12 protein-coding genes are annotated in these 13960 nt (G+C 37.7%); 2 read left to right on the forward strand and 10 right to left on the reverse strand.

Features of this window, described 5'->3' with window-relative positions:
• Window positions 1-547: 547 nt before the first annotated feature.
• A complete protein-coding gene (locus IEX29_RS00545) occupies window positions 548-703 on the reverse strand; it encodes a hypothetical protein (protein WP_188732576.1) in 156 nt (51 codons plus the stop codon).
• Between the two features lie 390 nt (window positions 704-1093).
• Here IEX29_RS00545 and IEX29_RS00550 point away from each other — a divergent pair, with 390 nt between their 5' ends.
• Window positions 1094-2047 (forward strand): LCP family glycopolymer transferase, encoded by a 954-nt coding sequence (locus IEX29_RS00550; RefSeq protein ID WP_188732577.1) that lies wholly within the window; start codon window positions 1094-1096, stop codon window positions 2045-2047.
• A 254-nt stretch (window positions 2048-2301) separates the two neighbouring features.
• Window positions 2302-4296 (forward strand): penicillin-binding transpeptidase domain-containing protein, encoded by a 1995-nt coding sequence (locus tag IEX29_RS00555; RefSeq protein WP_188732578.1) that lies wholly within the window; start codon window positions 2302-2304, stop codon window positions 4294-4296.
• 118 nt (window positions 4297-4414) lie between these two features.
• Here IEX29_RS00555 and IEX29_RS00560 read toward each other — a convergent pair whose 3' ends face one another.
• The 9 genes from IEX29_RS00560 to motA form a co-directional block, all read right to left on the reverse strand.
• Window positions 4415-4867: an IDEAL domain-containing protein gene (locus tag IEX29_RS00560; RefSeq protein ID WP_188732579.1), complete on the reverse strand. Its 453-nt coding sequence runs from the start codon at window positions 4865-4867 to the stop codon at window positions 4415-4417.
• A gap of 268 nt (window positions 4868-5135) precedes the next feature.
• The gene (locus tag IEX29_RS00565; protein WP_188732580.1) at window positions 5136-5504 is read right to left on the reverse strand and encodes a DUF779 domain-containing protein; all 369 of its coding nucleotides are present in this window, start codon (window positions 5502-5504) and stop codon (window positions 5136-5138) included.
• A 126-nt stretch (window positions 5505-5630) separates the two neighbouring features.
• Window positions 5631-7151 (reverse strand): aldehyde dehydrogenase, encoded by a 1521-nt coding sequence (gene adh / locus IEX29_RS00570; RefSeq protein ID WP_188732581.1) that lies wholly within the window; start codon window positions 7149-7151, stop codon window positions 5631-5633.
• Between the two features lie 371 nt (window positions 7152-7522).
• The gene (locus IEX29_RS00575; RefSeq protein WP_188732582.1) at window positions 7523-7705 is read right to left on the reverse strand and encodes a cold-shock protein; all 183 of its coding nucleotides are present in this window, start codon (window positions 7703-7705) and stop codon (window positions 7523-7525) included.
• A 909-nt stretch (window positions 7706-8614) separates the two neighbouring features.
• Complete coding sequence (locus IEX29_RS00580; protein ID WP_229720032.1) at window positions 8615-9361, reverse strand: Cof-type HAD-IIB family hydrolase; 747 nt, start codon at window positions 9359-9361, stop codon at window positions 8615-8617.
• Between the two features lie 291 nt (window positions 9362-9652).
• Complete coding sequence (locus IEX29_RS00585; protein ID WP_188732583.1) at window positions 9653-10117, reverse strand: chemotaxis protein CheW; 465 nt, start codon at window positions 10115-10117, stop codon at window positions 9653-9655.
• A gap of 30 nt (window positions 10118-10147) precedes the next feature.
• The gene (locus IEX29_RS00590; RefSeq protein WP_188732584.1) at window positions 10148-12235 is read right to left on the reverse strand and encodes a chemotaxis protein CheA; all 2088 of its coding nucleotides are present in this window, start codon (window positions 12233-12235) and stop codon (window positions 10148-10150) included.
• A gap of 27 nt (window positions 12236-12262) precedes the next feature.
• On the reverse strand, window positions 12263-13075 hold the full coding sequence (motB, locus tag IEX29_RS00595) for a flagellar motor protein MotB (protein WP_188732585.1): 813 nt from the start codon (window positions 13073-13075) through the stop codon (window positions 12263-12265).
• A complete protein-coding gene (gene motA, locus IEX29_RS00600; RefSeq protein ID WP_188732586.1) occupies window positions 13068-13853 on the reverse strand; it encodes a flagellar motor stator protein MotA in 786 nt (261 codons plus the stop codon). The genes motB and motA overlap by 8 nt, the downstream gene beginning before the upstream one ends.
• Window positions 13854-13960 lie beyond the last annotated feature (107 nt).

Raw genomic sequence — 13960 nt, forward strand, 5'->3', positions numbered from 1 at the left:
AACTTTCGCACCTAAGAATAAACAATCATGCTGGTGTTTCAAACGGTTTTTAGCAGTTCAAATCATGACAACATGAATAAATCATATCGATAATAGCTTTCATGCACCCAAAATAAGGATTACTGAGCATCTTTACCATGCAACACGAAAAATTTGTTCTGTCAGATCTGCCTTTTATTTGTTCAGTTATTTCAGTATAGAATACCCTGCTAGCGGAGGCGGACCGTTTTGACTCCTGAGGGATTAGCACCATCTGAAGATCCACTTTTGCCAAGTGATCTTCTTGGCAAAAGTTAGCTGAAGAGCGTGCCCCTAGGAAAGCAAAACGGTCCGCCGTAGCGGTCGCATTATACTTTACCTTCTATCTTTGGCAACAGATATATGGAAGAAATGATCAACCCCTGTTCCCATGGGTAGGAAGTTGCTTTTTAAAGTGCGAAAGTTGAGTAACCAGTTATCCGCAAAGGACTGATTCTATCTATCATTTTCCAGTCCGGGATACAAAGAGGCTCTGTCAGATTACGGTGATCTGACAGAGCCTTTTAAATTAAAAAGATTTAATAGATTTCTTTACGTTTGTGTTTAATGACAGTTCTTTAACAAGTAATTGAACTATTTCATCCATTGAATTTAATTTTTGATTTTCCGTATCATGAATGACTCTTTTTAGAATCTCTTGATACTGTTCTTGCTCCCTGCCCATTCATCTACCGCCTTTGAATAATTTTTCTTTAAAATTCTCAACCTTTACTATAAATATGTAAATGTCGAATGCTGTGTTCTAAGATGAATTTTCTCATTAAACGTAATTCTATAAAAAAAAAAGCATATTGTCTACTTTTTTTGATAATTTTTTTAATTTTAATAGATTAACGGTCAATTTATTTTTTATTTCATGTTTTTTTAAGCAGTAAATGTAATATATTCTATTAATTACTATTTTCTCATTCTGAATCATAGAGAAAAATTACCTACAATATTTGTTTAAAACATAGACGATTAATCTAAATTTCGATATAATCTATTACAGATTTATTTTTCCTGACAATTACTAAAAATTTTAAAAATCAAGGAAAGAATAGAGGAGAATATTTTGGTATCTAGAGTAGATAATAAAATTCGCAAAAAGAGAAAAAAATGGCCATTTATTGTTGGTGGAATAATCCTATTTTTTGTATTAGTTATTGGCGGCGGGGCTTTCTTTGTCTGGAGTCAGGTTGGTAAAGTAGTAGAATCAATGCATAATCCATTAGAAAGAGATAGTGACCCTGGGCGTACAGATGAAATTAACCGTTTGTATAAAGATTCAGATGCTGTTAATATTCTGCTTCTGGGTGTGGATGAACGCGATGGAGATGCCGGCCGTTCTGACACGATGATCTTGCTTTCCTTAAATCCTAAAACCGATTCTATGGTTATGTTAAGTATTCCCCGTGATACTTACGTAAATATTCCTGATCGGGGAATGGATAAAATCAATCACGCGTACGCCTTTGGCGGGACACAGTTATCTGTAGAAACAGTGGAACAGACATTTGATTTACCGGTTCACTCTTATATTCGTGTAAATATGGAAGGATTTGAACAAGGTATTGATGCATTAGGCGGCGTTACTGTTCAAAACAGCACAGCATTTTCCCAGGATGGACATAATTTCAATGAAGGAAATGTTAATTTAAACGGGGAAGAAGCTCTTTCTTATATCCGCATGAGAAAACAAGACAGCCGCGGAGATATGGGAAGAAATGAACGTCAGCGTGATGTAATTGTTGCTGCAATGGATGAAGCAGCCAGCTTCTCAAGTATTACCAAAGCCAGTAATATCCTTGATATTCTAGGAAATAATGTCCAAACCGATTTGGATATGAAGCGGCTGCAGACATTATTCAAGGATTACAGCGGGACCAGAAAGAACGTAGAAACCATGGAAATTTCCGGAGATGGTCAAACCATTAACGGCGTTTGGTACTATATTGTACCTGATGAAGAAATCAATCGTATCAATTCAACGATTACTGAGCATATGGAACAAAGAAAATTGTCATGACTGGACTTCAATAAACAGACTACTTAATCCGATTAGAAAAAAACGTCACCTGGTATATATACAGCGTGACGTTTTTTCACACAATCTCTTTCTATTTTCTAATTGGATAAATTCTATACTTATAGAACATCCTCTTATAGAGTTTGAATATGTATTTTTTAAAATTTTTATGACTTACTATCTATTATTCTAAAAAAAATGTAGAACATGGTATAATTTTACGTAAAGAGATATTTTTTAATGGGGGTTAGAAAATGTGGAAAAAAAGTTTATGGCTGATTCTTTTTATCGCCCTGTTAGCCGGGTGCTCTGAAGAACAAGCCGACCCGATGAATACGTTTAATCAATATGCAGAATCAGTAGAAGAAGGAGACTATGAATCACTATATAATCTATTTTCTCAAGAAACGAAAGATACATATGGTGAAGATGATTCATTTATCCGCCTGGAGAAACTATATGCTGATATTTCTGCTTCAGATATTGAAATAAATGCACAGGAATTAGAAGAAAGGGAGATTGCCAATGCCTACGATGATGGTATAGCAACCATCCCCTTCACTGTTAAAATGAATACGGCAGCTGGTGAAATTTCATTTGATTATCAGGCTGAATTGACCTTAGTCGAAAAAGAAGATGAAGAAGACAGCTGGTTAATTAATTGGGATCCCGGCTTTATCTTCCCGGAACTTGCTGATGGCGGGGAAATTAATATTTCTCCTGATGATCCAGTCAGAGGTGAAATTCTAGATAAAAACCAAATCCCGCTTGCAATTAATGATACTGTCTATGAATTTGGAGTTATTCCTAGTGAACTGGGAGACAGTGAAGCAAAGCGTGAAGAAATCGCCCGTTTACTTGGAATGTCTGTTGACTCTATCAATTCAAATCTTGAAGCAGCATGGGTCAAGGACGATTTATTTGTACCATTGAAAAGTATTCTTCCCGATAATTCGGACACTGTCCAGCAGTTAAATGCCATCGAAGGGGTTTCTTATCAGGAAACTACTGGAAGGGTTTACCCAGAGGGAGAAATAGCTGCCCATCTGGTAGGTTATCTCCGCTCAGTCAATGCCGAAGATTTAGAAGAGCTTGATTCAACAGAATATAGTTCTTCCGACAAAATTGGTGCGCGTGGGCTGGAAAGTTTATTTGAAGAAGAGCTTCGCGGTAAAAAGGGAGCAACGATCCAAATTGTAAAAGACGGTGCAGATAATATTACTTTAGCTGAAAAAGAAGCAGAAGACGGACAAAACATTACGGTAACAATTGATATTAATGTTCAGGATAAAGTTTTCCAGGGATTTGACGAAGAACCCGGCAATGCTGCGGTTATTGATCCAAAAACAGGAGAAACATTGGCTTTAGTAAGCAGTCCATCATTTGATCCAAATGATATTCTTTATGGGACATCTTCCGACTATTGGAGCGAAATGGAAGAGAATGAACTACAGCCAATGCAGAACCGCTTCTCTTCCACCTTTGCACCAGGTTCTGTTATTAAACCACTCACTGGTGCAATCGGATTAAAAAACGGTACTATTGTATACGATGAAGGCATTGAAATTGAAGGACTGAAGTGGGAAGATTATAACGTAACGCGCGTATCAACTTCTAATGGACCGGTCGATCTGGATGATGCCTTGATTCGTTCAGATAATATTTATTTTGCTATGAAAGCTGTGGAAATGGGCGGAGATGCTTTTGTTGACGGCCTGCATGAATTCGGAGTCGGGGAAGAATTTCCATACACCTATCCGGTTTCAGATTCTACTATTTCCAATTCGGGAGACTTAGATGATACGCATCTGCTGGCACACACAAGCTATGGACAAGGTGAAATTGAAATGAGTGCTCTGCATCTGGCAACCGCCTATTCAACATTTTTGAATAAAGGGGACATGATTCAGCCAACTTTATTAACAGAAGAAGAAACTGGTCAGTTTTGGAAAGAAGGCTTGATTACAGAAGAACAGGCTGATGAAATTCAAGACTCTCTGCGTAAGGTTATTACAGAAGGAACTGGTAAAGCTGCTAAGGAAGCTGATTTCCCTATCTCAGGAAAAACAGGAACAGCGGAATTAAAATTAACTGGTGAAGACAGCGGTGATGAAAATAGCTGGTTTGTCGGCTACCCGACGGATGATCAGGATTTAATGATCGCCATCATGGTGGAAGGAACCAAAAATCATGATCGCAGCTCTGGAGTTGAGAAAGCAACAGAAATTTTAATAGATATCAAAGATTAAAGCTGTTATTAAGAGGTTGAGCAATTATAAATGCTCAACCTCTTTTATTTTCCGCAGAAAAAAGCCATATGACAGAAAGCGTATCTGCCATATGACTAAGGTTAAATTATCTGTGATTTTACTTATCATTTAGTGTATTTGTTAATTCTAAAAATGCTTCTTTGTCACCATTGTCAATTGCTCTATCAATTAATCTTCTAACATTTTCATGCTCCAGCTCTGCTATTAACTGATCCAAAACTCGCTGCTGATCTGAAACAGTCTCAGTATCTTCTGGTAAATAATAAGATTCTGCAATTCGATGCAGCATCTCTAAAAATCCTGGAATAGAAACCAACTGGGACATGGAAATAGTGAGTACTTCTTTCCCTTTTTGAAAAGCAAAGACATCATCGATATTCTCAATTTTCTTCGTCTTGCGGTTAATGCGTACTTCCGTCGATTTAACAGGGATAAATTGATATACTTTCTTATTCATAATAATTGAGAAGTACTGATACGCTAAAATAATTCGGATATACTTTTCTTCCGTCTTTACATAGTAAGGCTTTAACATTTTAACAGTAACCATCGTATCCCTCCCTGTTTAAAACATACATCTAAATTTTCTGTTAATTAATTTTATCGAATATAGTGAGAAAATTCAAGTAAAAATTTCAATTGTCAAAAAATTATTTTATATTACAAGTTCAAAAAGTCTGGAAAAAAGGACCAAGAAGTTCAAGGCGACTAGCTTTTTACGAACGGAGCGTATGCTTTATAATACGTGAGTATCGGAAAAAAACTCGTCAACGCAGAAATTCGCCGTGTCATTTTTATTGGACTTTTTGAGCATCCTCTTATATTACGCTGGAATCTAATTCTTCTCTTTCCTCATCTGAAAACACTCTGGAACGGGTTAAAAACCGTTTTCCTTCTGGTCCTTCCAATGAAAACATCCCCCCTCTTCCATTAACAACATCAATAATAAGCTGTGTATGCTTCCAATACTCATATTGATCCTTGGAAATATAAAACGGAATATCTCCTGGCAATTTTCCCAATAAGATATCAGAATCACCTGTTCTAAATTCTCCAAGCGGGTAGCACATTGGCGAACTTCCATCACAGCAGCCTCCTGATTGATGGAACATCAGCGGGCCGTGAATATCTTTCAACTTCTCCATCAGCTCCTGCGCTTCCTGTGTTGTAATAACTCTGTCTACCATGGAAAATACCTCCCTATTTGAATAACTGCAGAAAGAGAATTTACCTGCTTATAATTTCAGAGCAGACATACGAGTAATCATATGCCTGCCGATACAGTTTCTCTGATATTTACTTATATCTTTCTCTTAGAATAAACCGGTTGGGCCATCACTGTAGCTGACCAAAAGGTTCTTTGTCTGCTGGTAATGATCCAGCATCATTAAATGATTTTCTCTTCCGATTCCAGATTTCTTATATCCGCCAAATGCTGCGTGTGCCGGATATTGATGATAACAGTTTGTCCACACACGTCCGGCCTGAATACCCCGCCCAAAACGATAGGCTGTATTCATATCACGCGTCCAAATGCCCGCACCTAAGCCATAAAGTGTATCATTCGCAATTTCCAGTGCTTCTTCTTTATCCTTAAAAGTAGTTACGGATAATACCGGCCCAAAAATTTCTTCCTGGAAAATCCGCATCTTATTATTACCTTTGAAAATGGTCGGCTGTACGTAATATCCTGAAGCCAGCTCCCCATCAAGCTGATTTACATCCCCGCCGACAAGAACCTCTGCGCCTTCCTGCTTTCCTATATCCAGATAAGATTTTATTTTTTCGTGCTGCTCTTCTGAGGCCTGTGCCCCCATCATTGTATCTGTATCAAGCGGATGACCGATTTTAATTTGATTAACACGTTCAATTGCTTTTTCCATAAAGCGGTCATAAATAGATTCATGAACGAGCGCACGGGACGGACATGTACAAACCTCTCCCTGATTCAAGGCAAACATAACCATTCCTTCAATTGCTTTATCTACAAAACTATCATCCTTATCCAAAATATCTTCAAAGAAAATATTTGGAGATTTCCCGCCCAGCTCAAGTGTTACCGGGATAATATTTTCCGACGCGTATTGCATAATAAGACGGCCTGTGGTTGTCTCACCGGTAAATGCAATTTTTGAAATACGGCTGTTTGCTGCAAGCGGTTTTCCTGCTTCTACTCCAAAGCCATTTACAATATTCAATACACCGGCCGGCAATAAGTCTTTAATTAAATCAAGAAGAACATGAATAGATGCTGGTGTTTGCTCAGCAGGCTTCAGTACAACACAATTCCCCGCAGCCAATGCAGGTGCGAGCTTCCATGTTGCCATCAGTATCGGGAAATTCCAAGGGATGATTTGGCCAACTACGCCTAACGGCTCATGAAAATGATAAGCAACCGTATCATTATCAATTTGGCTCAAAGTTCCTTCCTGTGCCCGGATAGCCCCTGCAAAATAACGGAAATGATCAATTGCCAATGGAATATCTGCTGCTAATGTCTCACGGACGGCTTTTCCATTCTCCCAGCTTTCCGCTACAGCTAATTTTTCTAAATTCTCTTCCATCCGATCAGCAATGCGATTTAAAATAACTGCACGCTCTGTAACGGAAGTTTTCCCCCAAGCATCCTTCGCTTCATGAGCTGCATCAATTGCTGCATCAACATCTTCCTTTGTTGAACGGGCCAGTTCACAAAATACTTCACCTGTGATCGGTGTCGTATTCTCAAAGTAGTTTCCTTTTACCGGTGGCCTGTACTCTCCCCCAATGTAATTATCATAGCGTTTTTCATAGTTTACAATAGCGCCTTCTGTATTCGGATTAGTATACCTCATTTAAACTCCTCCTTAGTGTAAGCGATTACAATATTGTGTTAATGAAATATTAATTTGTGATTTCAGTATAGCAAATATTATTCTACTTTTACAATAATTTCAACTATTTATTTTTTAACATTTTTTCATACTTGTAAATCCTTATTGAACAAAGAAAAAAAGCCTCCGCAATTAATATGCAGAAGCTTCATTAAATAGCATACAGTATCCATAATTCCCATCTTCATTTTATTGCATCAAGCAGAAGTATTAAATATAATCAGGGAAAAACAGATACTTCTTTTAGTGATTAACTAAACTTGGCTCAGCGGGAAAAACAAACCCGTTGAGCCATGCTTTGCTTTTTCAGCAATAAATACTAGAGATACTATTTACTTCAATTCAGGAATCACACGAACTTCCTTTGTCATTTCGGACTGACATAAAGGACAGCTCGGTTCATCTTCAAAACTAAATGATTCTCTCATCCATCCTTGACAATCTTCTTTAGTACATGACCAGACGCTCGTTTCAACCTCTGGCACCGGTTCTTTGGGTCCACGAGAAAAAGACATTATAGCATCTCCCTTCCTAATATACAGTATACGCTATTTCTTGAAAGAGTGAAACTTTTGAGCATAACAACTTTTCTTACTTTTTTCAAGCATTAATTACCTGTTTTTGTTAAATTAATTCTTTTATCTCTCTCATAGCTTGTACTATTTTTCTATTCTCTATACTCCAGAAGCCGATTGCCCCTTCTTTATTTTATGTGCTGATTTGATATTCATGATAAAATATCACGATTTCATTATATAACTCAACTTTCGTACCTGAGAATAAGCATCTATACCTTCCTATTCCAGAATGAACATGTTCTACATTATCCTGCTTGCATGTTGTTAAATCATCCTTCTATTGAAATGAAAATTGTGTATAGCTCCGCTCCGACCAACCACTACGCTTTCCATGGGGGACGGCTTCAGCTAACTTGAAAAGAAAACCGCTTTTCAAGTGGATCTTCAGATCGCCCTGTTCCCATAGGAGTCTGCGTGGTTGGTCTGCGCTCAATTAGGCTTCTACAGCGAATCAAAGAAATCATATCCTGATGGAGTTGGATGAAATAATTGCTTTTTACTTGATGAAAAGATCATTTTAGTGTTTCAAATGGTTGATTGGGCAATTTAGCATCATCTGAAGATCCACTTTTGCCAAGTGCTCTTCTTGGCAAAGTTAGCTGAAGAGTATGCCCCTAGAAAAGCAAAACGGTCCGCCGCAGCGGCTTTTTATGTTCTGTCAAGAGGATAGATGGAAGTAATGATCAACAGCTATGACTATGATATGAAAGTAATTTTTTAGGTGCGAATGTTGAGTTATATAAATTTGTTCCTACTGTTAAAAAAATGCTAAAAAATCGGACAGAATGATTAAAACTGTCCGATTCCTTTTTTATTATCTAAACTTTTAACTGCTCTTCCTATTGATTACCTCAATGCAAATTTTTCAATTGCTTTTCCGACTCCATCTTCCGTATTACTGGAGGTAATTGCATCTGCAACCTCTTTTATCTTTTCTTGAGCATTGCCCATAGCAATACCAACAGCTGCCTCTTGAATCATTTTTACATCATTCAAGCTATCGCCAACTGCCATAACTTCTTTCATGGAGATACCCGTACGCTCACAAAGAAAATCTAATGCGTTTGCTTTGCTTACTCCTTCGGGATTAATTTCAATGTTTGTCGGCAAAGAATTCGTTAACTCCAGACCGCTAAATCCAGCCAGTCTTCTTTTAACTTCATTTAATTTTCCTTGGTCCTCCGAAGCACAGCCAAATTTCAACCATTGATAATCATGTATATTTACAATTTCATCATCATAAAATACTTTTTCAGTAGAAATCATCCATTTACGTATGCCTATCTCTTCTGTTACTGCATATAACTTCTCCACTATATTGTTAGCAAGCAGTTTCCGGCGGAGTAACTCTTTTTCAATCGTCCAAACCTCACCACCATTCGCGGTAATCAAGAATGTCTGTAAATTTAATTCTTTTGCGTATGGATAACAGCCATGGAATCCCCGTCCAGTACTTAAAATAACTTGAATTCCTTGGTTTAATGCTTCCTGGATTGCTTCTTTGTTCCGTTTTGATACCTCAAGTTCTGGAGTTAATAATGTTCCATCCATATCCAAGGCAATCAACTTAATTGGTTTTGTCATATCATCCATTCCTCATTTCTCTTTTATCCTGCTTTAAGTATAATAGAAATGCTCCAACTTTTACTACTAAAACGATAATTCTCCTCATAAAAAGACTGAGACAAAATCACCTGGCTTCCAGACGAGTCATTTCTTTTCATCTCAGCCCTGTAGAAATTGTTCACCCACCAAAATATCAGCTATTTCAACAAATTATTCTATAATATTTCCCAGGAAATACTCTTTCTTTACTCAAAGAAAAACACTTAATCAGATACTTCCTAATTAAGTGTTATCCTTTAAAAGATTATTTACTAAGGATTAATCCAATTCATCCATTACTTCCTGAAGCTGATTTTTTTCGGTAAATTGAATAATCTGCTCTAAATCTAATAATAAAATAAGTTCATCATCAATTGTAGCTACCCCTAATAAAAAGGTATCTTTTATTTCACCTACAAGCTTTGGTGCAGGTTTTATGAATGAAGCCGGAATATCCTTTACCTCTGTCGCCTGATCAACCAGCATACCAATTTGCATATCATCTACTTGAACAACAAGCGTTCTGGTCTGGTCAGTTATTTCAACACCGCCAAGATTCAATCTTTCACGTAAATCGATCATTGGTGTCATAATCCCGCGCATTTCTGTAACACCCATCATAAAATCAGGTGTACGAGGAACTTTTGTTAAAGATAATTCGCGCTCTATTGAAACAATTTGTTGTACATGCACAGCAAAAGTCTGATCTTTTAATTTAAATAAGATATGTTTATCTGTATCCATTGCCTTATCTCCTTTTTGGGATTTTTTAATTTAATCAATTAATGCGTTGGGATCAATAATGAGTGCAACCTCGCCATCACCTAAGATGGTTGCTCCTGACACAGCAAATACTTCCCCAAGATAATTCCCAAGGGATTTTAGTACAACCTCCTGCTGACCAATCAATTCATCAACGATCAATCCTATCAGCTTTTCACCCTTTTTAATAATAACGGTAGAATAACGATCTGCTTCTGTCTCGCAATCAGGAACTTGCAGCACCTTTCCTAAAGAAAGGACAGGTATAATTTTACCGCGATAATCAATTACATCTGCACCATGTGCATCCATAATCTTCTCTTTAGGCAACATAATTGTTTCTAAAATGGAAGTTAATGGAATTGCGAATGTTTCTTTTTTAATATGCACCAGCATTGTTGTAATAATCGATAGGGTCAATGGAAGCTGGATAGAAAAAATACTGCCTTTACCTGAAGCTGTTGTCACAGAAATTTTACCGCCTAAAGCTTCTATTTTATTCTTTACAACATCTAATCCTACACCGCGCCCGGATACATCGGAAATAGTATCAGCTGTACTGAAGCCGGAGCTCATAATTAACGCAGCAACCTGGTCATCCGTTAATTCTTTAGCCTGCTGTGGAGTAATAATATTATTTTCAATCGCTTTTTGAGATACTTTTTCTCTATTAATTCCTGCGCCATCGTCTTCAATTTCCACAAAAACATAATTCCCGCTGTGGAAAGCACGCAGAATCAGCTTACCTTCCTCCGGTTTATTATTCGCAATACGCTCTTCCGGATGCTCAATTCCATGATCACAGGAGTTACGGATCAAATGGACAAGCGGATCGCCAATTTCATCGATTACTGTACGATCGACTTCTGTTTCAGCACCCTTTATTTCCAAGGCAATTTTTTTATTCAAATCTTTGGATAATTGACGTATCATTCTTGGAAAACGATTAAATACCTGTTCTATCGGAACCATCCGCATTGCAAGGATCAAAGATTGCATATCAGAGCTTACCCTGCTTAAATGTTCGACAGTTTCCCTTAAATCACTATTATCTATAGATGAAACTAGTACTTCTAAACGGCTTCTGTCAATGACAACCTCTTCAAATAAATTTAAGAGGTCATCAATTTTATCAAGATTTACCCGAATATTTTTAGAAGCTGTTTTCTTTCCGTTATTTTGTGCTGTATTATTTTTTTGAGGTGCTTGCGGCTTTGACCCGGGCACTTCTGCATGTACTTCATTTGCCTTTTCCTGAGCAGATTTTTCATCTGTTTGTACAGTATCTGCCTGTGTATTCTCTGTTTGATTCTGATTATTAGTTGACGATTCTTCATCCGTCTGAATAACATGTGCTTCAACAGCTTCAACTTCTGATATATTTTTGACCGCTTCAATCAATTTTTCAGGCTCCTGATCTGTCAGAAATAATAAAGTAAATCCAGAATCAAATGTCCCTTCTTCAATTTCTTCAACAGTTGGAAAAGTACGGATAATTTCTCCCAAATTCTCTAATACTTCGAAAACCATAAATGCTCGTGCACCTTTTAAAATACAGCTTGCTTCAAAAGTGACTGTTAAATCATAAGGAACCATCCCTTGTTCTTTTGCCTGCTGAACAACAGTGAGCTGGAATTCGTCTAAATCAGAAGTCTTGAAATGATTGACTGTATCTGAAGACTTTTCAACTGCAACTGCCGCAGCTGATTCTGAAATCTCTTCTCCTTTTTCAATCGCTTCCAGCTTTTTGACATGCTCGCTGACATCTTTCTTTCCATCTCCGCCATTTCGAATAGAGTCAACCATATCTTCCAAATCATCAATGGCAATAAATAAAGTGTCTATTATTTTAGTATTCGTCACTAATTCCTCATTACGAATCAGATCCAGTACATTTTCCATTTTATGTGTGAGTGAGGCAATATCTTCATACTCCATTGTTGCAGCCATTCCTTTTAATGTATGTGCGGAGCGGAATATCTCATGTACATACTCCAAATTAGAAGAGTCTTCTTCCAATTTCAATAAAAAGTCATTAATTGACTGTAAATGCTCCTGGCTTTCATCTAAGAAAATATCTAAATATTGTTGCGTATCCATATGATTCCCCTCTATTCTATCTACATTCTATTGCTCCCCTGTTTCATCTGGTACATTAATTTCATAATTAGGTAAAACCAATACCTCTACGCGCCGGTTCCTTGCCCTGTTTTCATCTGTATCATTTGGATAAGCCGGATCAAATTCTCCATGTCCTTTTACGCTGAACATGGTCGGGTCCAGATTGTTATTTTCAAGAATAATCTGCATAAAATCCATAGCCCGGGTCACACTGAGCTGCCAGTTTGAATCAAATTCCGCATTGTGAATAGGAACATCATCGGCATGACCGCTGATAACAACCTGATGAGGAGGTTCCGTATACAGAATTTGGGAAACATCCTCTGCTACCTGTCTTCCTTCCGGTTTTACCACCGCGCTGCCCGAATCGAACAGAATATCATTTCGCATCGTAATCAGCAGCCCCTCTCCGGTCAGCTCAGTTCCAAACTCTTTCGTAAGACCTGCTTCTTCAATATAATCATTGATTTCTCTCTGAATCCCCTGAAGCTTCATCAGCTCCCTTTGGCCTTCTATATCCTCTTCATTCAATCCTTCCTCGTCATCCTCGCCCTCTTCCATATAATCGCCATCATCACGGCCTTCTTTCATACTTGGAGGAATCGGTTCGGAATCATAATCTAAGAGGCCCTTACCTGATCCAGCCGATAACTCATCACGAAAAACGTTGGCAATCTGGAAATATTTTTCTACATTGATATCACTTGAAGCAAACAATACAATAAATAATGCTACTAACAATGTTAATAAATCAGAATAAGGAAGCAGCCAGGACTCATTTATATGCGATTGCTTTTTCTTTCTCCTTCTTCTAGCCATCGCTATCCCTCTTCTGCAGTTCTGCTAACTCTTTAGATGAAAGTAAAGACCCCAATTTCTCCTGCACAATTAATCTGGAATCGCCTGTGGTAATGGACAAAACGCCTTCCACAATTAATTCTTTTTGCATTATTTCCCTTTTTGACTTCTCACGCAGTTTATTCGCAAATGGATGCCATAGCACATAGCCTGTAAAAATCCCTAACAATGTAGCTACAAACGCTGCAGAAATAGCATGTCCCAAAGCATCAATATCAGACATATCAGACAGCGCTGCGATCAATCCGATTACAGCACCAAGTACCCCCAGTGTCGGAGCATATGTACCGGCCTGCGTGAAAATAGCAGCACCTTCCTCATGCCGCTGCTCCATTGCTTCTATTTTTTCAATCATGACATCCTTAATAAAATCGGGCGATTGCCCGTCAATTGCTAATTGCAGGCCCGATGAAAGAAAGGAATCATTCACTTCACTCATTTGATTTTCTAAAGAAAGAAGACCCTCTTTACGAGTTTGGTCTGCCCAATCCATAAATAAAACAATAAGCTCTTTAGAATCTGTTTGTCTCTCTTCAAAAAATAATTTTTTAAATAATGCCGGAACTTTTTTTAAAACACTTCCCGGAAAAGCAATTGTAACTGCTGCTACGGTTCCCAGCAGAATGATAAGAAATGCTGCAGGCTCTAACAATGCACTTAATTGTGCACCTTTTAATACCATCCCGACACCGACAGCAATTAGCCCTAATATTAATCCTATGACTGATGTTTTATCCATATATATCCTCCCGTTTTCCATTGTACCTACTTTTAATATCGGTAAAATTCATAAATTATGAAGTCCCTTGCAAGGTAAATTTCTTATTAATCGACAAGTATTTTACA

Origin of the sequence: Oceanobacillus neutriphilus (genome assembly GCF_014645515.1) — a bacterium.
In the GTDB taxonomy this organism is placed as follows: Bacteria; Bacillota; Bacilli; order Bacillales; family Amphibacillaceae; genus Oceanobacillus; species Oceanobacillus neutriphilus.